Below are 23,873 nucleotides of genomic sequence, written 5' to 3' on the forward strand. Positions count from 1 at the left end.
GAGATATATAAATGACAGAATTAAAACAAAATAGTTTATCAATAGTAGATCGCTGCTATCAGTATATGGTTGATAATAAAATAACAAATTTAAATGTATATGATTTTATAGATTATATAAAGCCACAAATTAATTTATCAGAAGATGAGTTTAACACTCAAATGTCTTATTTCTATACAGACTTAAATTTGGATGGACGTTTTGTATGTGTTGAAGATGGAAGTTGGACATTAAAGGATAAATTAACAGTAGAAGACTTTATGAACTTTGTAGAGCCAAGTATCCATAAATTTGAATTAGAAGATGAAGAAGAAATTAAATTGTTAGAAGACGAAGAAGATGTTACTGATGATGTTGACGAATTACTTGAGGATGAAGAAGGCGATGATTCAGAAGAGGATTATTATGAACTGAATGATGAAGGAATAGTATCTAAATATAAAATTAATCCGGAAGATGAAGAATTTTAATAGAATAAAGAATAAAAAAGGTAGATTATATTTTTTAATCTACCTTTTTTATTATAGGTGATAGTTTGTTTTTTAAGTTGTTATTGTGTTTAAATCATAAAAAAACAAGCAAAATATGAATGATATTAATTAAAAAATGTATATTTTACTGAAAAAATTCGATTTTTATTAGAATATTCCTTGATTTGTTTTTAATAAACAAGTATAATTTGAATATAAACGTATTTTATTTTTAATTTTATTATTATTTATGTTTTAAGACGAACTTTATGTGTAAAAAGGAGTTAATTTTATGAAAATTGCAGTTATTATGGGTTCAAATTCGGACTATAATACAATTATAGAAACTTGTAAGTTATTGGATAAATTTGAAATTTCATACGATAAAAAAGTTGTTAGTGCACATAGAACACCAGATTTATTGGTAGAATTTTCAAAAAATGCAAAGAAAAATGGTTATTCTTTAATAATAGCAGCAGCAGGAGGAGCTGCTCATTTGCCGGGAATGGTCGCTTCACTTACAACAGTTCCTGTAATAGGAGTACCTATAAAATCTAGTGTTTTAAGTGGTGTTGATTCACTGTACTCTATAGTACAAATGCCAGCAGGGGTACCTGTTTTAACTATGGCTATTGGAGTTGCTGGAGCAAAAAATGCGGCTATAAGTGCATTATCAATTTTAGGAATTACAGATGAAAAGTATGCACAAAAGTATAAAGAGTTCAAAAAAGAACAAGAAAGAATAGTATTGGAAGATATGAAATTATGATAAAGACAATTTTACCCGGAAGTACGATAGGAATTATTGGTGGTGGACAACTAGGACGTATGTTAGCTATGAGTGCAAAAGAGATGGGATATAAAATAGTTATTTTAGATCCTAATGATAGTTGTTGTGCAAAAATTTTTAGCGACAAGTTTATTAATGCAAATTTTGATGATTTCGAAAAAATAGAAGATCTATGCAAATTAAGTGATGTTATTACATTTGAATTTGAAAATATTAATGTTGAAGTACTAGTTAAATTAGAAAAAAAATATAATTTAGTTCAAAGTTCAGAAGTTTTAAGAATTACGCAACATAGATATTTAGAAAAAGAATTTGCTAAATCTTTAGATATTCCTACTGTAAATTATATTCATATAGAAGAAGATACTAATGTAGAAATAAAAGAGACATATCTTATGAAAACATTAAGATTTGGATACGATGGAAAAGGACAAAGAAAAGTTTCTAAAAAAGAAGAAATAGAACGACATACTATTTTAGAAGAGATTGTTCCTTTAGATAAGGAAATTTCCGTTGTAGCTTCTAAAGATAAATTTGAAATTCAAGTAATAGCAGTTGTAGAAAATGAACATAGGAATAATATTCTATATCGCTCTAAAATTCCTACTTCAGCAACAAGCAAACAAGAAAATCTAGCAATAGAATATACAAAAAAGATTTTAAATAATATTGATTATTACGGTGTACTAACGGTAGAGTTCTTTATAAGTGAAGGAAAAGTAATTTTTAATGAAATCGCACCAAGAGTTCATAATTCAGGGCATATTACTATGCAATCAGCAAATAAAAGTCAATTTAGAGCACATATAGAAGCTATTTGCGGTCTTAGGGTAGGAAATATTACAAATAAAGAAACGACTCTTTATAATATATTAGGACAAGATGAACAATATTTTAAAAATTTAATTACAAAGAAACAAGGATATTTACACTTATATGAAAAAGAACCACGAGATAATAGAAAAATTGGTCATATTAATTTTGCTGGTGACGTATATTTAGGAGGTCATAATGAATAATAAAAGAATTTTTGTCAGAAAACGCAAAGGATATAATCAAGAAGAATTACAACTTAAAAATACTTTGAATTTGGAATATAATTTAGAGTTGACTGATGTGAATGTGTATGTAATTTATGATATTTACAATATTGACGAAGAAACTTATAGATTAGCTAAGAATTCTGTTTTTTCTGAAGTAGTAGTCGATGAAGTTTTTGAAGATATAGATCTGGAAGAAGGAAAGTATTTTGCGTACGAAGTTCTTCCCGCTCAATATGACCAAAGAGCTGATAGTGCTACTCAATGTATAAAATTACTTAATGTAAAAAGTAATGTCATTGTAAGAAGCGGAAAGTTGGTAGTTTTTGATAAAGAATTAAATGATAATCAAATGAAGCTAGTAGAAAAGTATCTAGTTAATCTTATTGAAGCTAGAACAAAAAATTTAGACGTTTTAGAATTTTCTTTAGATTCTAATCCAAAACCATTAAAAAGTTTACCTAACTTCTTAGAATACAAATCTAAAGAGTTAGAAGAGTTAAAAATGGAATTTTCTTTAGCAATGAACATTGAAGATTTAAAATTTATTCAAGATTATTTTAAAACTGAAAAAAGAGTACCTACTGAAACAGAAATTTACGTTCTTGATTGTTACTGGAGCGATCATTGCCGACATACTACATTCGAAACTGTTCTTGATGAAGTTAATATAGAATCAGAATTGTTTAAAAAAGAAATGCAAGATGCTTTTGACTATTATTTGAAAGTTAGAGGTGAGTTAGGTAGAGATAATAAACCTATTACTTTAATGGATATGGCAAGTATAATAGGAAAATATCACGTAAGAATATTAAATGATGAAAATATTGAAGTTAGTGAAGAAATTAATGCTTGTTCATTCTTTACAACAATACAAAACAAAGGAAAAGAGGAACGATGGTTAATACAATTTAAAAATGAAACTCATAATCATCCGAGTGAAATTGAACCGTTTGGAGGAGCTAGTACTTGTATAGGAGGAGCTATAAGGGATCCACTATCAGGAAGAAGTTATGTTTATCAAGCTATGCGTATTTCAGGAAGTGGGAACATACTTGAAAAACGTGAAAATACTATGGAACATAAATTACCACAGGTAGATATAGCTAAAGGAACATCTCATGGAAACTCATCTTATGGGAATCAGATAGGTCTTGCGACTACTTTTGTAAGAGAAATATATGATAATAGTTATGTTGCAAAACATATGGAAGTTGGAGCAGTAGTTGGTGCTGTTAAAGAAGATAATTATAAAAGAGAAAGTTTAGAAGCTGGTGATATTGTTGTTATGATTGGTGGACGTACTGGTCGTGATGGAATTCAGGGAGCAAGTGGTTCTAGTATTGAGCATACTAATTCTTCATTAGTAACAATGGCTAGTCAAGTTCAAAAAGGGAATGCACCAGAAGAGAGAAAATTACAAAGGTTATTTAGAAAACCAGAAGTAACAAAACTTATAAAAAAATGTAATGATTTTGGTGCTGGTGGTGTTTGTGTCGCTATTGGAGAGTTATCTGACGGTATAGAAATTTATTTAGATAAAGTTTTAACTAAATATAATGGATTAAATGCAACAGAATTAGCAATAAGTGAATCACAAGAGAGAATGGCTGTTGCAATAGATAAACAAGATTATGCTCAATTTGTTAGAGAATGTGAAAAAGAAAATATTGAATATGCACATGTCGCAACAATAACTGACAAAAGACGTTTAGAAATGTATTATTACGATGAAAAAGTAGTTGATATGAGTGCTGATTTCTTAGAAACTAGTGGAGTTAGACAACACGCAGTTGCTAATTTAGAAGATAATAAAGGGGAAAATCCATTTAAAAATAAAATATTTACTAGAAATAATGTTCTGGATGAATTAGGTGAGTTAAATGTTACTTGTCAAAAAGGTTTAGTATCGAAGTTTGACTCATCAATTGGAGTTAGTACTGTACTTATGCCATTTTCTGGTAAACATAAGATGACACCAGTTCAAGCGAGTGTACAAGCAATTCCTACGCTTCATTCAACTAGTGACACAGCAACAGTGCTTACTTATGGATTTATTCCTAAAATTTCTCACTATTCACCATTTCTTTCTTCTATATATGCAGTTTTAGAGTCAGTGGCAAAAGTTTATTCTATAGGAGGAAGTAAAGAAAGTTTATATTTTTCATTCCAAGAATATTTCGAAAAATTAGGAAAAGATAAGAAAAAATGGGGAAAAGTTACTCAAAGTTTATTAGGTAGTATTTACGCACAAAAAGAAATAGGTAGACCAAGTATAGGCGGAAAGGATAGTATGTCAGGAACATTTAATGACTTAAATGTTGTCGAAACATTAATATCTTTTGCTTGTTCGTCAGTAAAAATAAATGATGTTATTACACCTGAGTTAAAAACGGTAGGCAATAAATTGTATTACGTACCAGTAATAAGAAATGATGAAGGTTATCCTGACATAACTAAAACATTAGAAAATTATGAATTAGTACATAAGTATATAAAACAAGGAAAAATTGTTTCTGCTTATGTCCAAGAAGAAGGTAGTATTTCAGCTTCTTTAGTAAAAATGTCATTAGGTAACGGTTTAGGATTTGAAGTAGAGAAAGAAAATATTTTAAATTTTGATCCAGCATCTTTAGTAGTAGAGGCAACGGAAGAATTACCATTTGAAAAGTTAGGAACAGTTAGTAACAGAATTATTATCAATGGTGAGTTGTTTACTAATGAAGATATTTATAAAGCATATACTAATACATTAAATGAGGTTTATCCCATTTATTATAATGAAAACAAAGGTAATGTAGAGAATTTGCATACAGAAAAAGAAAAAAATAGTTATTATCCTGAATTTGTAGAAGATGTAAAAGTAGTTATTCCAGTATTTCCAGGAACAAACTGTGAATATGATAGTGAAAAAGCATTTATAGATGCAGGGGCTATTCCTACGACAGTAGTTATTAGAAATACTAGAAAAAATGATATTAATGATTCCATTGACGAGTTTGTCAAAGCAATAGAACAATCACATATAATAATGTTTCCGGGAGGATTCTCAAGTGGAGATGAACCAGACGGAAGTGCTAAATATATAGTGAATTTCTTGAAAAACGAAAAGGTAAAAAATGCAATTCATAAACATTTAAAACAGAAAAAATTAATTTTAGGCATTTGTAATGGATTCCAAGCGTTGTTAAAATCTGGACTGCTTCCTTACGGAGAAATACGAGAATTATCAGCAGATGATTTAACACTCTATAGAAATGATAGTTATGAACATATCTCAACAACAGCATTTACTCGTATATCAAATACAAATTCTCCTTGGGTGCAAGATTTTAATATTGGTGATAAGTATGAAGTAGTATTTAGTCACGGTGAGGGTAAATTAGTAGGACTTAACATAGATAAATTTAAACATTTAATAGCTTTCCAATATTGTGATTTTGATGGAAATGCTACACTTAATGGAAAATTTAATCCTAACGGATCAGCACTAGGTGCAGAAGGTTTAATAAGTGAAGATGGTTTAATTCTTGGAAAAATGGGACATAGTGAAAGATTCGGAGAAACTTTATATAAAACAAATACACTAAAAGAAAAACAAGATATATTTAAAAACGGTGTAAATTATTTCAAAGGGGCAAAATAGAATGAAATTATTATACGAAGGAAAAGCAAAGCAACTTTTTGAATGTGAAAATAAAGATGAAATCTATGTACATTACAAAAATAGTGCAACAGCATTTAATGGCGAAAAAAAAGAAGAATTCGATAACAAAGGAATTTTTAATAATAGTATAACTTCTTTGATTTTTGATTATTTAGGAAGAGAAGGAGTAAAAACTCATTTTATTAAAAAAATTAATGAGACAGATCAACTTTGTAAACACGTTAAAATTATTCCGTTAGAAGTAATCGTAAGAAATATAGTTGCGGGTTCAATGGCTAAAAAATATGGTTTACAAGAAGGAGAAAAGTTAAAAAAAACTGTTTTTGAACTTAGTTATAAAAATGATGAGTTAAATGATCCGCTAATTAATGATGACCATGCAGTAGCATTAGGAATAGTTACAGAAGAAGAACTTCATATTATAAAAGATCAGGCATTAATTATTAATACTTTGTTACAAAAATTATTTTCAAATATAAATTTAGTATTAGTAGACTTTAAAATAGAATTTGGAAAAGATAAAAACGGAAAAATTATTTTAGCAGATGAGATTTCGCCGGATACTTGTCGTTTGTGGGATAAATCAACTAATGAAAAATTAGATAAAGATAGATTTAGAAGAGATTTAGGATCCGTAATGGAAGCATATGAAGAAGTTTTAAGGAGATTAGAAAATGCGAAATCTTAATGAAGAATGTGGAGTATTCGGAATTTGGGGTCATGCCGCAGCTAGTAATGTTACATATTTTGGATTACATAGTTTACAACATCGTGGACAAGAAGGAGCAGGAATAGTTACAACTGATGGTGAAAAATTACGTGGACACAGAGATTTAGGTTTAATATCTGAAGTGTTTCGCGATACGAATAAATTAGAAAGATTAACGGGAAATGCCGCCGTTGGTCACGTTAGATACGCTACTTCTGGGAGTAATAGTATCCAAAATATCCAACCATTCTTATTTCATTTTTATGATATGAGTGTTGGAGTTTGTCATAATGGTAATTTAATTAATGCAAAAACACTCAGAAGAGAATTAGAACAAGAAGGAGCAATTTTTCATTCGTCATCAGATACAGAAGTATTAATTCATTTAATTCGTAGAAGTAAAGAATTAACATTTAAAGAACAATTAAAAGACGCGTTGAGAAAAATTAAAGGTGGATTTACTTACTTATTATTAACTAAAGATACGTTGTACGGAGCAGTTGATCCAAATTGCTTAAGACCTTTAGCAGTAGGAAAAACAAAAACTGGCGCATATGTTGTAGCTAGTGAAACTTGTGCAATCGATGTTGTAGGTGCAGAGTTTGTTTGCAATGTTGGGGCAGGAGAGATGGTAATTATTACTAACGATGGAGTTCGTATAGAGAAGTATACAGAAGATACAAAAGTAGCTATAGCTGCTATGGAATATGTTTATTTTGCAAGACCAGATTCTAACATCGCAGGAGTAAATGTTCATACGGCGCGGAAAAGGACAGGGAGAAGATTAGCGCTAGAACATCCTACGTTACATGCAGATATGGTAATAGGTGTTCCAAACTCATCATTATCAGCAGCGAGTGGTTATGCTGAAGCAAGTGGATTACCTTATGAGATGGGACTTATTAAAAATCAGTATGTAGCTAGAACTTTCATTCAACCAACACAAGAGTTGCGTGAGCAAGGCGTAAGAATGAAACTTTCCGCAGTAAAAGGTGTAGTAAGTGGAAAAAGCATTGTTTTAGTCGATGACTCAATAGTTAGAGGTACAACATCAAAAAGAATCGTTCAACTTTTAAAAGAAGCAGGAGCTAGAGAAGTTCACGTAAGAATAGCGGCCCCACCATTAATGTTCCCGAGTTTTTACGGAATAGATATTTCTACAACTGAGGAATTAATATCTGCTAATAAAACAACAGAGGAAATTTGTGAAATAATTGGAGCGGATTCGTTAGGATTTTTAAGTGAAGATGGATTAGTAGAATCTATAGGATTAGATTATGAGTCACCATATAAAGGGCTGTGTATGGATTGTTTTAATGGAGATTATTCAGCAGGATTGTATGATTATGAAGAATCTTACTTTAACTCGATGACAGATATTCAAATAAAATTTTTACGAGAAAGAGGTAGGTATGATGAGCAAAAAATATGAAGAAAGTGGTGTCAGTTTAGAAGCGGGCTATGAATCAGTAGAACTTATAAAAAAACACGTTGCACGCACAAAAAATTTAGGAATGTTGTCAACTATTGGAAGTTTTGGAGGATGTTTTGATTTAAGTGCGTATAACTTTAAAAATCCAGTATTAGTTAGTGGTACTGACGGCGTAGGAACAAAATTAAAACTTGCATTTGAACTAAATATTCATAATACAATAGGTATTGATGTTGTGGCAATGTGCGCAAATGATATTTTAGCTCAAGGAGCAATTCCATTATTCTTTTTGGATTATCTAGCAGTAGGGAAAAACTATCCTAAACAAATTGAAGCAATAGTAGAGGGAGTAGCAGAGGGCTGTGTTCAAGCAGGATGTGCTATCGTAGGAGGAGAAACAGCAGAAATGGCTGGCTTTTACGAAGATGGAGAATATGATATAGCAGGTTTTTGTGTAGGAGCACAAGAAAAAGAATTATTGTTAAGTCCCGAAAATACAAAAGTAGGACAAGTTGTTATAGGCTTACCTTCTAGTGGTGTTCATTCTAATGGATTTTCATTAGTAAGAAAGATTTTAAAAGATAATAATATAGGCTTAGACCAAAAATTTGGTAATAGTACCATAGGAGAAACACTATTAACACCTACAAGAATTTATGTAAAAGAAGTATTAAAAGTATTAGAGAAAGTTAAAGTTGTAGGTATTTCACACATAACAGGTGGAGGTTTTCACGAAAACTTACCTCGCTGCCTAGCTAAAGGTTTAGGTATGAGAATAAATAAAAATTCATATAAAGTACCAGAAATTTTTAAATACCTAGAAGAGAAAGGAAATATTCCAAACGATGAAATGTATAATGTTTTCAATATGGGAGTAGGTATGGTTCTTGTAGTTAATAAAGAAGACGTTGACAAGACTTTATCACTGTTAAGTGATGCTTTCGTATTAGGAGAAGTAACTAATAAGAGTGGAATAGATATAATATGAAAAAAAGAGTAGCAATATTTGCATCAGGAACAGGTAGTAATTTTGAAAAAATTGCTGATAATAAAAAATTAAAAGATAAAATACAAATTGAACTTCTAGTATGCGATAGAAAGAGTGCTGCAGTGATAAAAAAAGCAAAAGATAGAAATATACCTACGTATGTATTTTCAGCAAAAGATTTTTCTAAAAAAGAAGATTATGAAAAAGAGATTTTAAAGAGAGTTCAGCATTTAGATTATATTTTTTTAGCGGGATATATGAGAATAATTTCTTCATACTTTTTAAAAGAATATACTAAGCCTATTATTAATCTTCATCCATCATTGCTACCAAAATATAAAGGAAAAAATGCAATAGAACAAGCATACAATGCCGGAGAAAAAGAGATAGGAATCAGCATTCACTATGTTAACGAGGAACTAGATGGTGGTGAAGTAATCGCACAGAATTCTTTTATTATATCTAAAGGAGATACTTTAGAAGATGTAACAGAAAAAATTCATAAATTAGAGCATAATCTTTATCCAAATGTTATTTTAAAACTAGTAGAGGAGGAACTATGAAAAAAAGAGCTTTAATAAGTGTTAGCGATAAAACAAATATTGTAGAATTTGCTAAAGGATTAGAAAAATATAATTTCGAAATTGTTAGTACAGGAGGAACTTTTAAATATTTAAAAGACAATGGTATAAATTGTATAAGCATTGAAGATGTTACTAATTTTCCGGAAATTTTAGAGGGAAGAGTTAAAACTCTTCATCCTAAAATACATGGAGGACTGCTTTCAAAAAGAGGAGATGAACTTCACAATAAACATGTTGAAGAAAATAATATTGAATATATTGATTTGGTATGTGTGAATTTATATCCATTTGAAGAGACTGTAAAAAAAGCTAACGTTAGTGAAGACGATATTATTGAAAATATTGATATTGGCGGTCCTAGTATGTTGCGAAGTGCAGCAAAAAACTTTAATGATGTAGCAGTAATTACAGATGTTGCTGACTATAAATTAATTTTAGATGAATTAGCGTTAGGAGATATAAGTTTATCAACTCGTAGGAAACTTGCTATTAAAGTATTTAATACGACAGCAAGTTATGATGCTGCTATTGCTAATTATTTTAATAAAGCCGATAATTTAATTCCAGAAAAATTAACTTTAACATATAAACTGCAAGATACATTAAGATATGGAGAAAATCCTCATCAACAGGCATATCATTATGTACAAGACAATAATGAAAGTTATGCAATTCAAAACGCTGTACAGCTACATGGAAAGAAAATGTCTTATAATAATATTCAAGATGCTTCAGCTGCATTAGATATCTTGTCAGAATTTAACGAAACTGTTTGTGTTGTTGTAAAACATATGAATCCTTGTGGCGTAGCGGTAGGAGAAGATGTTTTCGATGCATATATGCGTGCTTATGAAGCTGATCCTATTTCAATTTTCGGAGGAATTGTTGCAATCAACGGAAAAATTGATAAACGAACAGCAGAAAAAATGAATAACATATTCTTGGAAATTATTTTAGCAGAAGATTATGATGATGATGCTCTAGAAATATTAACTAAGAAAAAAAATCTTCGTATTTATAAATTAAGTGAGAAAAATAATAATTATGAAAAACAAGTTAAGAGTGTAAGGGGTGGGATATTAATTCAAGATTTTAATAATAAATTAGCTGATAATTATGAAAATGTTACAGAGAAAAAAGCCACTTTAGCTCAAAAAGAAGATTTAGAATTTGGATTAAAAATCGTAAAACACGTTAAATCTAATGCAATAGTTGTTGTAAAAAATAAACAAACATTAGGGATAGGTGCTGGTCAAATGAATCGTGTTGGCTCTTGCAAAATTGCTCTCGAACAAGCAGGAGAAAAAGCCCAAGGTGCGGTATTAGCTTCTGATGCTTTCTTCCCGATGCGTGATAGTGTTGATCTTGCATCAGAATATAAAATAGCAGCAATAGTACAACCCGGAGGCTCAATAAGAGATGAAGAAAGTATTGTTGCTTGTAATGAGAAAGGAATGGCGATGTTATTTAGCAAAATTCGCCATTTTAAACACTAATGAGTAGAGTATTGGTAGTAGGCTGTGGTGGAAGAGAGCACGCTATTGCTTACAAGTTTCATAAAGAAGGTCATGAGATTTATATGGTTGGAATTAATCCAGCCGTAGAAGAATTTGGAATCTGCGTAGAATTAGAAGAAAAGGACATACCAAATTACGCATTAGAGAACAAAATAGATTTAGTATTCGTTGGTCCAGAAGTACCACTAGTTAATGGTCTAGTAGATAGATTACAAGAACATAATATAAAAGCATTTGGTCCAAGTAAAAAAGCAGCACAACTAGAAGGTAGTAAAGTATTTTCCAAAATGATGATGAAAAAATACAATATACCTACTGCTAAATATGAAAGCTTTAGTAATTATGAAAAAGCTAAAGAATACTTATTAAGACAAAATATGCCGATAGTATTAAAAGCTGATGGTCTAGCTGCAGGAAAAGGTGTAGTTATATCTCATAGTATGGAAGAAGCTCAGTATGAGCTTAAAGAAATGATGTGTAATGCAAAATTTAATAAAGCAGGAGCAAGTGTAGTAATTGAAGAATTTCTTCAAGGAGAAGAATTTTCGTTAATGTGCTTTGTCTCAGATAAAAAAGTTTATCCAATGGAAATAGCCCAAGATCATAAACGTGCATTTGACAACGATAAGGGCTTAAATACAGGAGGAATGGGTGCATATTTACCACTGAAAAAAATTACGCAAGAAGATATTAATGAGGGATTAGAGAAAGTAGTTCAGCCAATGATTAATGCTATGAGTGAAGAAGGAATGCCTTTTTATGGAATACTTTATGCAGGTCTTATGAAGTGCGAGGACGGAGTTAAAACTATAGAATTTAATGTGCGTTTCGGGGATCCAGAAAGTGAAATTTTATTATTAAAATTAGAAAGTAGTCTATATGAAATAGCTAATAATATAATTGATGGTAGAGAAGTAGAACTAAGATGGAATGATGATGCTTTTATAGGAGTTGTAATGGCGGCTAAAGGATATCCAGAAGAAAGTAAAAAAGGTGGCATAATAAAAGGATTAGAAAATTTAACAACTCCAGTATTTCATATGGGAACAAAAAAAATAGATAATGAAATTGTTATTAATGGTGGACGTGTTTTATTGGTATGTGCAAGTGGAAAAAATTTAGTAGAAGCAAGACAAAAAGTATATGATGAAATATCAAAAATAGAGAGCGAGGATTTATTCTTTAGAACTGATATTGGTCATTTATCTTTATAAGTATATTCTTATTGATAAATTCGTTAGTAAAATATATAATACAATAGTAGCAATTAAAATAAAATTAGGAGATACCTTAATGATAGAAAGATATAGTAGAGAAACTATGAGAAATGTTTTTAGTGATGAAAATCGATTTAAAGCATACTTAGATGTAGAGCTTTATGCAACAGAAGCGTGGAGTAAACTTGGTGTTGTACCAGAAAATGATGTTAAAAAATTATTCCAAAATGCAAAGTTTGATATAGACGGTATATTAGAGCTAGAAAAAGAAACAAAGCACGATATAGTTGCCTTTACAAGAAACGTATCAAGCTACTTAGGAGAAGAAAAAAAATGGGTTCACTATGGACTTACATCTACTGATGTTGTAGATACTGCTTATGGATATTTGTATAAACAAGCGAATGACATCTTATTAGAAGATTTATTAAAGTTTCAAGAAGTTTTGAAAGAAAAGGCACTTGAATATAAATTTACACCTTGTATAGGTAGAACTCATGGAGTACACGCTGATATAAGTAGTTTTGGACTTAAATTTGCTTTGTATTATGATGAATTTAATCGTCATATAAAAAGATTTAAAGAAGTTAGAAAGATTATCGAGATAGGTAAGATTTCTGGAGCAGTAGGAACATTTTCTAATACACCACCAGAAGTTCAAGATTATGTTTGTGAAAAATTAGGAATAGAGTCTAGTAATATTTCTACCCAAACTTTACAACGTGATAGGCATGCAGATTATTATGCTACTTTAGCATTAATAGCTAGCTCAATCGAAAAAATAGGTGTAGAGATAAGACATCTTCAACGTACAGAAGTTAGAGAAGCAGAGGAGTTTTTCTCAAAAAATCAAAAAGGATCTAGTGCAATGCCGCACAAAAGAAATCCTATTTCAAGTGAAAATATGGCAGGATGCGCAAGAATTATGCGTGGTTATATGTTAGCAGCTTACGAAAATATTCCGTTGTGGCACGAAAGAGATATATCACACTCTAGTGCAGAACGCATATTAAGTAGTGACGCTACAACTTTATTAGATTATATGTTAAATAGATTTACAAATGTTGTAAAAAATTTAACAGTATTTACTGACAATATGATTAAAAATATTTATGCAACAAATGGTGTTATTTTTGCTCAAAGAACTATGAGTAATCTAATAGAAAAATATAATTTCTCTCGCGAAGAAGCGTATGACTTGGTACAACCATTAGCAATGAAATCTTGGTTTGAAAATATTCCGTTTAAATCATTGTTAGAAGAAAATGAAACATTAAAAGAAGTTATGACGAAAGAAGTATTAGACAGCTGCTTTGATTTAGATGTTCATCTAGTAAATATAGACAAAATCTATAGTCGTATCCCTGGATTAGAAGATTAATAAAAGTAGTAGATATTTTAATATAATAAACAAAGTTCCTAAAAAGAGAGGTAATAAAATGAAGTCGGATTTTCAAATTTCAAATGAATGTGAAAAGAAACATATTTTAGAAGTTGCAGCTAAGTTAGGTATTAAAGAAAATGATTTAATACTTTATGGAAACTATAAGGCAAAAATTCAAACAAAAAATATAAAAAAAAATATTAATGAAAAATCAAAATTAATTTTAGTTACAGCTATAAATCCAACATCAAGCGGTGAAGGAAAATCAACAGTAACTATAGGACTATCTGATGCATTAAATAAAATCGGAAAAAAATCATGTGTAGCACTTCGTGAACCATCTTTAGGACCTGTTCTAGGAAGAAAAGGAGGGGCAGCTGGCGGAGGATATGCACAAGTAGTTCCTATGGAAGAAATTAACTTGCATTTCACTGGAGATATGCATGCAATCACTACTGCCCACAATGCGATAGCAGTTTTGGTTAACAATCACGTTTTTCAAGGGAATGAACTTGATATAGAAAAAATAGTTTTCAATCGTGTAATGGATATGAATGCAAGAGATCTTCGTCATATAAAAGTTAATGCAGGAACAGATCTTGAAAGAGAAGATGGTTTTGATATTACAGTTGCTAGTGAAATAATGGCTATATTATGTTTATCAGAAAGCTTGGGAGATTTAAAAGAAAAATTAAAAAATATTTTAGTTGCATATAATTCAAAAGGAGAACCTATTTTCTTAAAAGATTTGAAAATAGAAGGTGTAATTACATCATTATTAAAAGACGCAATTAAGCCAAATATAGTTCAAACTTTAGAAAATAATCCAGCAATTATTCACGGTGGCCCATTTGCAAATATTGCGCACGGCTGTAATTCAATTTTAGCGACTAAAACAGCTTTAAAATATGCAGATTATGTTATAACTGAAGCTGGTTTTGGTGCTGATCTTGGCGCGGAGAAATTTTTAGATATTAAGTGTCGCAAGTCTGGTTTACGCCCTAAAGCTGCAGTAGTAGTAGCAACAATAAAAGCATTAAAACTTCACGGAAATATTGATGAACAAAATTTGAAAGAAGAAAATTTAGAAGCGTTAGCCAAAGGTGTAGAAAATTTAGAAAAACATATAGAAAATCTAAAAAAATATAATTTACCAATAGTAGTAGCTTTAAATGTTTTTGTTACAGATACAGAAAATGAACTTGCATTTTTAGAAGAGTGGGCAATTAAGCAAGGAGTTAAACTATCAAGAACAGAAGTTTGGGAGAAAGGTGGAGAAGGTGGTATTGACCTTGCACAAAAAGTAATTGAAGTAGCAGAAAATAACACTGAAGATTTAAATTTACTTTACAGAGATGAATTATCAATTATAGAAAAAATTGAAACAATTTGTAAAGAAATTTATGGTGCAGATGGAGTTAATATTTCTGATAGTGCAAAAGAACAGATAACTGAAATAGAAAAATTAGGATTTAAAAATTTACCGGTGTGTATGGCTAAAACCCCTGCTTCATTAACTGATAATGCAAAAATAAAAGGGCGTCCACAAGGATTTAATATTACAATAAATGATGTTAAGTTAAGAAGCGGTGCAGGTTTTGTTGTTGCATATGCTAATAAAGTATTAACAATGCCAGGATTACCTAAGATACCGAGTGCATTAAATATTGATATTGATGAAGAAACTGAAACTATTTTAGGAATTTTTTAGACTAAATAATAATTTAATTTATTTTGTAAATAACAATATAAATTAAAAAATGAAGAATGATTAAAACTAGAAGATTATTTTTCTTCTAGTTTTTTAATTTACTTCTACTATTAAGATAATTATCAATATTTAGTATTAAATTGTCTTTACAATAAACAACAATTGTTGTATAATTAATTTTAATTTTTTTATAAAGGAAGTGATTTTATGGAACATACAAAAATGAAGAGAAATTTAAAATCTCGTCATGTTTCAATGATGGCAATAGGAGGAGCTATTGGGACAGGACTATTTATGGCAACTGGAGCTATGTTTAGTCAAGCTGGATCATATTTATCAGTAATATCATATATATTTATAGGTGTTTTTATTTATTTACTGATGTCGGCTGTTGGAGAATTAGCTAGTTTTTATCCTGTTTCTGGATCGTTTAGTTCTTATGCAGAAAGATTTGTAGATCCATCATTAGGCTTTGCTTTAGGATGGCTATATTGTATAATGTGGATATTGGTTGCAGGTATAGATATTATAACTTTAGCAAAAGTGTTGCAATTCTGGTCGTTTTTCCAACAATTTTCAACTATGAGTCTATGTTTGTTTTTTTTGTTAGTCCTTTGTGTTGTTAATATAGCTAGTGTAAGATTTTTTGGAGAAGTCGAGTATTGGTTAACTACAATAAAAGTTTTGGCAGTTATATTTTTCTTAATAGCAGGTGTAGGATTGATTATAGGTATTTTGGGAGGAACAACTCACGGACTACATACTTTTATAAATAATAGTAAATCAGCAGAATTACAAGGATTTTTAGGATTCTTTGCTATTTTGTCTACGGCGGCTTTCTCATTTGGGGGTACTGAGTCAGTAGCTGTAGCATCGGGAGAATCGAAAAATCCAGAAAAAACAATGTCTAAAGCGGTAAATAGAGTATTTTGGCGTATATTGATTTTTTATGTGGCTACTATATTTATTATAGCAGCGGTAATACCGATAACTGATCCAAGATTGTTAGATACTTCCAATATATCAGCCTCACCGTTTACTTTGGTTTTTGAAAATGCAGGATTTTTACTAGCTGCGTCTGTAATGAATGCTGTGATTTGTGCTTCTGTATTATCAGCAGCTAATTCTGGAATTTATTTCTCTAGTAGACAATTATTTTCTCTTAGTACAAGAGGATTAGCACCTAAAGTATTTTCTAAGTTAAGTACAAATTCAAGTCCTCAATCAGCAGTATTATTTTGTATAGGTTTTATTATATTGACATTTCTTTTTGAAAAATATAATGCTTCTGGTTATTATATGCTGTTATCTTTAGTAGGTTTAATAATTGTTTGTGTTTGGATAATAGCACTATTTTCTCAAATTAGATTAAGAAAAGCTATTGTTAAACAAAATAAAAATATAGAAGATGTTCTACCATATAGAGCTAAGTTTGAAATTACAGGATCATATATTGCATTAGTAGCATTTATACTTTTAATTGTTTTACAATCATATTCTGATTTTGTAACTAAAGGTATGTTAGCGGGTATTTATGATTTAATACCTATTGCAACTATTTTAGTTTTATATTTTGGATATAAGTTAATGACTAAAAGTAAAATTGTTAAATTAGAAGATATAGATTTACAAAAAAATTTAGAGAATTAGAAATAATATTAAATTATTAGAATGTAACATAAAAATTAAAGTTTTATTTAGCACACTAGATTTTATATTTATTATTATATTTAGTTGTGCTTTTTAATTTAGATTATTTTAAGAAAGGAAGTGTATTTTATGTCTAAAAACAAAATGAAGAGAAACCTAAATTCCCGTCATGTATCTATGATGGCAACTGGTGGCTCTATAGGTACAGGGATTTTTATGGCAACTGGGGCTATGGTTAGTCAAGCTGGGTCTTATATATCTGTTGCAGCGTATGCTTTTATAGGAGTTTTTGTTTATTTTCTTATGACCGGTGTAGGAGAGCTAGCAAGTTTTTACCCTGTTTCTGGTTCTTTTAGTTCTTATGCTGAAAGATTTGTAGATCCTGCTTTAGGTTTTTCATTGGGATGGTTATATTGGTTTATGTGGATTTTGATAGCAGGTATAGATATTATAACTTTATCTAAAATTTTGCAATTCTGGGAGTTTTTCCAACAATTTCCTGCTTGGATATTAAATTTATTTTTTTTGTTATTGTTGTTTATTATAAATATAGCTAGTGTTAGAATTTTTGGAGAAATAGAATACTGGCTAACAATAATTAAAGTTTTAACAGTTGTAATATTTTTAATAATAGGAATATTAATAATATTCGGCGTCTTGGGTGGAAAATTTTATGGATTAAACACTTTTATAGCTAATTCTCAAGGTAATTCCTTGCAAGGAATGTTAGGTTTGTTTGGTATTTTATCTACGGCAGCATTTTCTTTTGGAGGAACGGAATCTGTAGCAATAACATCTGGTGAATCAGAAAATCCACAGAAAACTATCCCAAAAGCAGTAAATAAAGTTTTTTGGCGAATTTTAATTTTCTATGTAGGTACAATTTTTATAATAGCTTCAGTTGTATCAGTTACAGATTCGAGATTGTTAGATACATCTAGTGTCTTAGCTTCGCCATTTACTATAGTCTTTGAGAATGCGGGATTTTTATTAGGAGCGTCTGTTATGAATGCTGTTATTTGCTCATCGGTAATATCAGCAGGAAATTCAGGAATTTACTTTGCGAGTAGACAATTATTTTCTTTAAGTATGCGAGGATTAGCTCCTAAGCAATTTTCTAAACTTAGTTCAAATTCTGCACCCAAATTAGCAGTACTTATATCTGTAATCTTTATAATTGCGAGTTTTATTTTTGAACAATATAATGCTGCTGGATATTATCTACTTCTATCTTTGGTTGGTATAGTAACTATATGTGTTTGGATAGTGGCGGTATTATCACAAATCAGGCTTAGAAAAGCTATAATTAAACAGAATAAAAACATAGAAGATGTTTTGCCGTATCAATCTAAATTTGGTTTGATTGGAGCATACATAGCTTTAGTAGTTTTTTGTTCTTTAATAGTATTACAAATTTATGCTGATATATCTTTAAAAGGTTTCTTGGCAGCATTTTATAACTTATTGCCGGTGATAATTATGTTGTTAATTTATTTTGGTTATAAATTTACTAATAAAACCAAAATAGTAAAATTAGAAAATATGAATTTAGATAATAATTTAGAATAATTTATTAATTTAAAAACGAATGATGACTTTTACTTAATAATCTTTGTAATAGTCATCATTTTATATTTAATTATTAAATTGAAATATACATTAATTTATTGAAAACATACTCAGTTTTGTTATAGGGTTAAAATATGATATAATAAGTCTTGATTATAAAAAAATTTACTTAGAAAAGGAGTGATAAAATTGAAATATATAGTGTGTAATAGTGAGAATGCAGTTTATAATAGAGTGTACGATGAATTAGAAAAATATATAGAAGATGGAGCTGTTTTTTCATTTTCAGAATTATTGATTAATACACAATTTACTAAAAGAATTATTGACGAATACCAAAATGGTAAATATAAGTATAATCATATAATATTTTTGGGACAAAGAGAATTTGCTTTTGTTGAACCAGAAGAGGAAGAAAGTTTTTACAAAGTTATGAAAAAATATTTTTATTCTCCATTAAATATTGATTATAAAAATATTTTCTTTCCAAAATATTTTAACGAACAAGATTTGGAAGATTATAAGAAAGTTTTGGACGATAATTTAATCGATGTAGTTATTTTGACTGTCAATAATTCAGGAGATGTTTTGAATTATACAGAAGTTACAGAAGATAATGTAGATGTTCACATATATCAAACATCATCTCGTGAGAAAAATAATATTAGACAAAAATATAATCTTACTTCTGAGAATGATATAGTTAGTATAGGTTATAATAATGTAATGAATGCTCGTAATATATTCTTAATAGTATTAGGAAAAGACAAAAGAAGATATGTTGAAAATATTTTTGAAGAAGACAATAATGATAATAGTGTTCTGTCATTATTAAAAACTCATAAAAATTTAACCATTTTTGTTGATAAAGAGGCGGGATATAAAACGGAAGAGGAAGTAAATAGAATTATTAAAGCTAAAAATAGAAAGAAAGCGATAGAAGAGCTTCGTCATTTGGAAAAATAAATTCAAATTATGAAAGGTTGGCTATGAAACAGTATGAAAAAATTTACAATTATGATTTTAGTGAATCTGTAATTGGAGATAAAGTAGTTGTTAAATTTACAATTAATAATAATATTTCAGCTTATGATTTTTTAACTTTGTTCAAAGATAAAAAAGGAGAAAGATTTTCTATAAAAAAGCCAAATAGTAGAGAGATAATAATTGGAATTGGTCATGAATATACGTGGAATTTAGATACTAATGATTTTTTAAAGACGTATGATAATACTAGTATTTTAGATGATTTTGCTAATTTATTAGATCAAACTACTTTTATAGAAATTGATAGTCATAAAGAAGATTATTTCGGTTTATACGGTGGTATATCAGACGGTAATAACAAAAAATCTCAAGAGTGGGTTGATTTTAGTGATACTATGTTTGTTATACCTAATATTTTGGCAGTTTTTAATGAAGGCGAAATATATTTTACTATATTTTTCAAAAAGAAGAAGGATATAGATATTTATACTCAATGGAAAGATATGGTATCATTTTTGGATAGAATAGATGATAGAACTCAAATATTATTGGAAGATCCAGAAGTAAAAGTAGTTAGAGAAATTTATCCAGAAGTTTGGCAAAATAATATAAAATTAGCTTTAGATGAAATAGAAAATGATAGTTTTTCACGAATAGCATTATCAAGGAAAAATCAATTAGTTCTGGAAAAAGATATATCTTTGCCAGCAGTAGTAAAATACTTTCTTAATAAGAAACTGCCATATATAGCATTTGAATCGAAAAAAAGTATGTTTGTAACTAGTAATCCGTTATTATCATTGTCAAAAAAAGATGCTGATTTGAACGTTTATATGTATTTACAAAAAGAAAATTTATTTAATGGATATGTATCTATAGATTTTAATGAAGATGATATTGAGAAAGAGTTTAAAAGTAAGTTAGAAAGTAGAACGGGATATAATTTTAATGTTCAGAAAGATAAAAGATTAATTGGAAGCAATCTAGATATTTATTCAATGTTTTCAACTAAAGGTTCGAACTCTATAAAAGATATAAAATTGCTTAGTCTACTATATCCACTATCTATAATAAAAGGGCATCCTAAAGATATTACAAAAAAATTTTTATTAGATAAAGAAGATGGAAGCTATGGATTTTGGTATTATCCTTTTGGATTTATTAGTAGCAATATGAATTGCGATTTTTATAGTTGTGGCAATATGTTGGTATCATTTAGTAATATAATAACACTGTTTACGACTATTTTAGTTAATAAAAATTCGAATTATGAGGATGTGTTATTAAGTAGTGATGAATTGGTATTAAAAAATTTAAGATTATTTACTGATAGTGAGAATAAGGAGGGGTAATTTGAAAAATTTTTTCTTAACTCAAAAAGGTATTGTTATGGCTTTTTTGGGAGCAACTCTTTGGGGACTATCAGGAGTAGTTGGAGAATATCTTCTTAATGTCGCGAAAATAGACTCTGTTTGGCTAATAAGTAATAGATTATTTTATTCTGGAATAATAATGTTGACTGTTATTTTATTCAAGAATAAAGATAGATTTTTTGAAATATTTTCTGACAAAAAAGATATTATTAAGTTATTATACTTTTCGTTTTTTGGTTTATTAGTATGTCAAGCAACATATTTTTTAGCTATAAAATATACTAACGCAGGAACAGCAACAGTTTTGCAATATGTAGGGCCTATTATAATAATGGGGTATTATTGCTTATCTCTTAAAAGATTACCTAAAGCAAACGAATTTATTGCTATGTTATTATCAATTTTTGGAACGATTATAATAATTTCTCATTTTAATTTTGAAAGTTTGGTAATTTCTAAAGAAGGTTTATTCTGGGGGATTTTCTCTGCTATTGGATTAGCAACTTATAATATTTTATCAATTAATTTAATTTCAAAATATGGAGCTATATTGACTGTAGGTTGGGCTATGTTTTTATCAGGAATAATTGTACAAATAGTTACTAGAAGTTTTTATATCCCATACAATTTTGGTATTAAAGAATTAATATTTTTTGTAATAGTTGTAGTTTTTGGTACAATATGTTCGTTTACGCTTTATTTGTATGGAGTTCAACTTATAGGAGCGGTAAAGGGCAGTATTATAGCTTGTTTTGAACCTATAGCAGCAATTTTATTTTCATTGTTACTTATAGGAACTAAATTTAGTATGTATGATATATTAGGATCAGGTTTTATATTATTAGGTGTAGTTATTTTAAATAGAAATTAAAATTATTAATTTTAGGAAGAGGCACAAATGAATTATCAAAGTTTTGATGATATGTATAAGAGTAAAACTACCAAAGAGTTGACGCTTAGAGCCAAGGAATTAGGGGTTTTACGATATTCTACATTAAATAAAAAAGAATTAATTTTAGCAATATTAGAAAAAGAGATGGAAAATGACGGTAATTATTATTTAACTGGGGTGTTGGATGATATTCATTCAGAGCAAGGATTTGGCTTTTTACGAACAGTTAATTATAACAAAGGAGAAGTAGACATCTATATTTCTGCTTCACAGATACGTCGCTTCGAATTAAAAAAAGGTGATGAAGTAACAGGTAAGGTTAGAAAACCTAAGGAAAATGAAAAGTATTATGGATTATTACAAGTAGATTTTATTAATGGTGTTAATGCCGAGGAAATAAAATCTAGGCCGCATTTTCAAGCGTTAACACCAATTTATCCAAACGAAAAAATAAAATTAGAAACTACAAAAGAGAGGTTGGCAACTCGTTTTATAGATTTAGTAGCGCCTATAGGTTTTGGACAACGTGGTCTTATTGTTGCGCCTCCTAAAGTAGGTAAAACAACTTTATTAAAAGAAATAGCAAATGCTATAAGAAAAAATTATCCCGATAAAAAATTAATAATATTATTAATTGATGAGCGTCCAGAAGAAGTTACTGATATGGAACGTTCTGTACACGGAGCAGATGTTGTAAGTTCAACATTCGATGAAAAACCGGAAAATCATGTAAGAGTTTCAGAATTGGTTATTGAACACGCTAAAAGAAGAGTAGAATTAGGACAAGATGTTATTATTTTGATGGATAGTATAACAAGATTAGCTAGAGCGTACAATATAGTATCTCCTAGTAGTGGAAAAGTATTATCTGGTGGGGTAGATCCATATAGTTTACAAAAACCTAAATCATTTTTTGGTGCAGCACGAAATGTTGAAGCGGGAGGCAGTTTGACGATAATAGCTACTGCACTGGTAGATACTGGATCTAGAATGGATGATTTGATTTTTGAGGAGTTCAAAGGTACCGGAAATATGGAACTTGTATTATCTCCAGAATTAGCAATAAAAAGAGTATTTCCTTCTATAGACTTTTCTAAAAGTTCTACAAGAAAAGATAATCTTTTATTATCAGATGAGGAATCTTTAGTAATGTCACAAACTAGATATAAATTATCCAGTGTAAGTGAGCCTACAATCGGAGTATTAAATCATCTAAAAAAATATAATTCAAATTCAGAGTATGTTGAAGAATTAATAAAATTTGTTAATAAAGATTAGGAGAGATGATGAAATTATTAGACGAAATATTAGCTTATAATAAAAAATTTGTAGAACAGAAAGAGTATGAACAATACCAAACAGAAGATAAGTATCCGGCTAAGAAAGTTGTTATGTTAACGTGTATGGATACTAGATTAGTTGAACTTTCTACAAAATCACTTAATTTAAGCAGTGGAGATGTAAAAGTTATAAAAAACGCAGGAGCAATACTTAGTCATCCTTATGGATCTATAATGCGTAGTTTAATTATTGCTGTGTACTTACTAAAAGCTGATGAAATAATTGTTATGGGTCATTATGATTGTGGTATGCAAAATGTGGATACTAATTTGCTAATTAAAGAAATGTGGGAGAGAGGAGTCACTTCGGAAACATTTAGAATTTTAAAATATTCTGGGATAGACTTAAAAGAATGGTTACATGGGTTTGACGAAGTAAAAGAAAGTGTATTACATGATATAGATATTATAGTAAATCATCCATTAATTCCTAAAAATGTATATGTCCACGGATTAATAATTGATCCTAATACAGGAAAAGTTGATTTAGTAGAAAATGGTTATGATAGAAGATTTAATGACGCACAGTTAAATGCATAGTCTAGATATTAAA

General features: G+C 29.3%; 19 protein-coding genes. All 19 read left to right on the forward strand.

The genetic code is table 11. From position 1 onward, the window contains the following. Nucleotides 1–11 precede the first annotated feature (11 nt). The 19 genes from rpoE (at nucleotide 12) to AC1XWJ_RS05130 (ending at nucleotide 23,860) form a co-directional block, all read left to right on the forward strand. A complete protein-coding gene (rpoE, locus tag AC1XWJ_RS05040) occupies nucleotides 12–470 on the forward strand; it encodes a DNA-directed RNA polymerase subunit delta (RefSeq protein ID WP_483334794.1) in 459 nt (152 codons plus the stop codon). A gap of 292 nt (nucleotides 471–762) precedes the next feature. Then, a complete protein-coding gene (gene purE / locus AC1XWJ_RS05045; RefSeq protein WP_483334795.1) occupies nucleotides 763–1,239 on the forward strand; it encodes a 5-(carboxyamino)imidazole ribonucleotide mutase in 477 nt (158 codons plus the stop codon). Further along, the gene (locus AC1XWJ_RS05050; RefSeq protein WP_483334796.1) at nucleotides 1,236–2,279 is read left to right on the forward strand and encodes a 5-(carboxyamino)imidazole ribonucleotide synthase; all 1,044 of its coding nucleotides are present in this window, start codon (nucleotides 1,236–1,238) and stop codon (nucleotides 2,277–2,279) included. The genes purE and AC1XWJ_RS05050 overlap by 4 nt, the downstream gene beginning before the upstream one ends. Beyond that, a complete protein-coding gene (locus tag AC1XWJ_RS05055) occupies nucleotides 2,272–5,946 on the forward strand; it encodes a phosphoribosylformylglycinamidine synthase (protein WP_483334797.1) in 3,675 nt (1,224 codons plus the stop codon). Before AC1XWJ_RS05050 ends, AC1XWJ_RS05055 begins: the two co-directional genes overlap by 8 nt. A 1-nt stretch (nucleotide 5,947) precedes the next feature. Next, entirely contained in the window at nucleotides 5,948–6,655 is a 708-nt protein-coding gene (purC, locus tag AC1XWJ_RS05060; protein WP_483334798.1) for a phosphoribosylaminoimidazolesuccinocarboxamide synthase, read from the forward strand. After that, nucleotides 6,642–8,108 carry an amidophosphoribosyltransferase gene (gene purF / locus AC1XWJ_RS05065; protein WP_483334799.1) on the forward strand — a complete coding sequence of 489 codons (1,467 nt, stop codon included), beginning with the start codon at nucleotides 6,642–6,644 and terminating at the stop codon, nucleotides 8,106–8,108. The genes purC and purF overlap by 14 nt, the downstream gene beginning before the upstream one ends. Continuing rightward, nucleotides 8,092–9,096 (forward strand): phosphoribosylformylglycinamidine cyclo-ligase, encoded by a 1,005-nt coding sequence (gene purM, locus AC1XWJ_RS05070; RefSeq protein ID WP_483334800.1) that lies wholly within the window; start codon nucleotides 8,092–8,094, stop codon nucleotides 9,094–9,096. Before purF ends, purM begins: the two co-directional genes overlap by 17 nt. After that, nucleotides 9,093–9,659, forward strand: coding sequence for a phosphoribosylglycinamide formyltransferase (gene purN, locus AC1XWJ_RS05075; RefSeq protein ID WP_483334801.1), 567 nt, complete (start codon nucleotides 9,093–9,095; stop codon nucleotides 9,657–9,659). The genes purM and purN overlap by 4 nt, the downstream gene beginning before the upstream one ends. After that, the gene (gene purH, locus AC1XWJ_RS05080; protein WP_483334802.1) at nucleotides 9,656–11,176 is read left to right on the forward strand and encodes a bifunctional phosphoribosylaminoimidazolecarboxamide formyltransferase/IMP cyclohydrolase; all 1,521 of its coding nucleotides are present in this window, start codon (nucleotides 9,656–9,658) and stop codon (nucleotides 11,174–11,176) included. Before purN ends, purH begins: the two co-directional genes overlap by 4 nt. Continuing rightward, nucleotides 11,176–12,411, forward strand: coding sequence for a phosphoribosylamine--glycine ligase (purD, locus tag AC1XWJ_RS05085; RefSeq protein WP_483334803.1), 1,236 nt, complete (start codon nucleotides 11,176–11,178; stop codon nucleotides 12,409–12,411). The genes purH and purD overlap by 1 nt, the downstream gene beginning before the upstream one ends. A gap of 79 nt (nucleotides 12,412–12,490) precedes the next feature. Continuing rightward, on the forward strand, nucleotides 12,491–13,795 hold the full coding sequence (gene purB, locus AC1XWJ_RS05090; RefSeq protein ID WP_483334804.1) for an adenylosuccinate lyase: 1,305 nt from the start codon (nucleotides 12,491–12,493) through the stop codon (nucleotides 13,793–13,795). A gap of 58 nt (nucleotides 13,796–13,853) precedes the next feature. Further along, nucleotides 13,854–15,509: a formate--tetrahydrofolate ligase gene (locus AC1XWJ_RS05095; protein ID WP_483334805.1), complete on the forward strand. Its 1,656-nt coding sequence runs from the start codon at nucleotides 13,854–13,856 to the stop codon at nucleotides 15,507–15,509. Between the two features lie 207 nt (nucleotides 15,510–15,716). Then, nucleotides 15,717–17,159, forward strand: a complete 1,443-nt coding sequence (locus tag AC1XWJ_RS05100) for an amino acid permease (protein ID WP_483334806.1) — start codon at nucleotides 15,717–15,719, stop codon at nucleotides 17,157–17,159. A 129-nt stretch (nucleotides 17,160–17,288) separates the two neighbouring features. Further along, nucleotides 17,289–18,728, forward strand: coding sequence for an amino acid permease (locus AC1XWJ_RS05105; protein WP_483334807.1), 1,440 nt, complete (start codon nucleotides 17,289–17,291; stop codon nucleotides 18,726–18,728). A gap of 189 nt (nucleotides 18,729–18,917) precedes the next feature. Continuing rightward, complete coding sequence (locus tag AC1XWJ_RS05110; RefSeq protein WP_483334808.1) at nucleotides 18,918–19,694, forward strand: 6-phosphogluconolactonase; 777 nt, start codon at nucleotides 18,918–18,920, stop codon at nucleotides 19,692–19,694. A 23-nt stretch (nucleotides 19,695–19,717) separates the two neighbouring features. Further along, nucleotides 19,718–21,067 (forward strand): hypothetical protein, encoded by a 1,350-nt coding sequence (locus tag AC1XWJ_RS05115; protein WP_483334809.1) that lies wholly within the window; start codon nucleotides 19,718–19,720, stop codon nucleotides 21,065–21,067. Between the two features lies 1 nt (nucleotide 21,068). Further along, nucleotides 21,069–21,959 carry a DMT family transporter gene (locus AC1XWJ_RS05120; protein WP_483334810.1) on the forward strand — a complete coding sequence of 297 codons (891 nt, stop codon included), beginning with the start codon at nucleotides 21,069–21,071 and terminating at the stop codon, nucleotides 21,957–21,959. A gap of 27 nt (nucleotides 21,960–21,986) precedes the next feature. Then, a complete protein-coding gene (gene rho / locus AC1XWJ_RS05125; protein ID WP_483334811.1) occupies nucleotides 21,987–23,258 on the forward strand; it encodes a transcription termination factor Rho in 1,272 nt (423 codons plus the stop codon). 8 nt (nucleotides 23,259–23,266) lie between these two features. Continuing rightward, nucleotides 23,267–23,860, forward strand: coding sequence for a beta-class carbonic anhydrase (locus tag AC1XWJ_RS05130; protein ID WP_483334812.1), 594 nt, complete (start codon nucleotides 23,267–23,269; stop codon nucleotides 23,858–23,860). Nucleotides 23,861–23,873 lie beyond the last annotated feature (13 nt).

This window comes from Gemelliphila sp. 1F1, assembly GCF_056897515.1.

Bases quoted from the DNA above. Each gene is read 5' to 3' on its own strand.
- rpoE (WP_483334794.1), top strand. From the start codon at position 12: ATGACAGAATTAAAACAAAATAGTTTATCAATAGTAGATCGCTGCTAT.
- purE (WP_483334795.1), top strand. From the start codon at position 763: ATGAAAATTGCAGTTATTATGGGTTCAAATTCGGACTATAATACAATT.
- AC1XWJ_RS05050 (WP_483334796.1), top strand. From the start codon at position 1,236: ATGATAAAGACAATTTTACCCGGAAGTACGATAGGAATTATTGGTGGT.
- AC1XWJ_RS05055 (WP_483334797.1), top strand. From the start codon at position 2,272: ATGAATAATAAAAGAATTTTTGTCAGAAAACGCAAAGGATATAATCAA.
- purC (WP_483334798.1), top strand. From the start codon at position 5,948: ATGAAATTATTATACGAAGGAAAAGCAAAGCAACTTTTTGAATGTGAA.
- purF (WP_483334799.1), top strand. From the start codon at position 6,642: ATGCGAAATCTTAATGAAGAATGTGGAGTATTCGGAATTTGGGGTCAT.
- purM (WP_483334800.1), top strand. From the start codon at position 8,092: ATGAGCAAAAAATATGAAGAAAGTGGTGTCAGTTTAGAAGCGGGCTAT.
- purN (WP_483334801.1), top strand. From the start codon at position 9,093: ATGAAAAAAAGAGTAGCAATATTTGCATCAGGAACAGGTAGTAATTTT.
- purH (WP_483334802.1), top strand. From the start codon at position 9,656: ATGAAAAAAAGAGCTTTAATAAGTGTTAGCGATAAAACAAATATTGTA.
- purD (WP_483334803.1), top strand. From the start codon at position 11,176: ATGAGTAGAGTATTGGTAGTAGGCTGTGGTGGAAGAGAGCACGCTATT.
- purB (WP_483334804.1), top strand. From the start codon at position 12,491: ATGATAGAAAGATATAGTAGAGAAACTATGAGAAATGTTTTTAGTGAT.
- AC1XWJ_RS05095 (WP_483334805.1), top strand. From the start codon at position 13,854: ATGAAGTCGGATTTTCAAATTTCAAATGAATGTGAAAAGAAACATATT.
- AC1XWJ_RS05100 (WP_483334806.1), top strand. From the start codon at position 15,717: ATGGAACATACAAAAATGAAGAGAAATTTAAAATCTCGTCATGTTTCA.
- AC1XWJ_RS05105 (WP_483334807.1), top strand. From the start codon at position 17,289: ATGTCTAAAAACAAAATGAAGAGAAACCTAAATTCCCGTCATGTATCT.
- AC1XWJ_RS05115 (WP_483334809.1), top strand. From the start codon at position 19,718: ATGAAACAGTATGAAAAAATTTACAATTATGATTTTAGTGAATCTGTA.
- rho (WP_483334811.1), top strand. From the start codon at position 21,987: ATGAATTATCAAAGTTTTGATGATATGTATAAGAGTAAAACTACCAAA.
- AC1XWJ_RS05130 (WP_483334812.1), top strand. From the start codon at position 23,267: ATGAAATTATTAGACGAAATATTAGCTTATAATAAAAAATTTGTAGAA.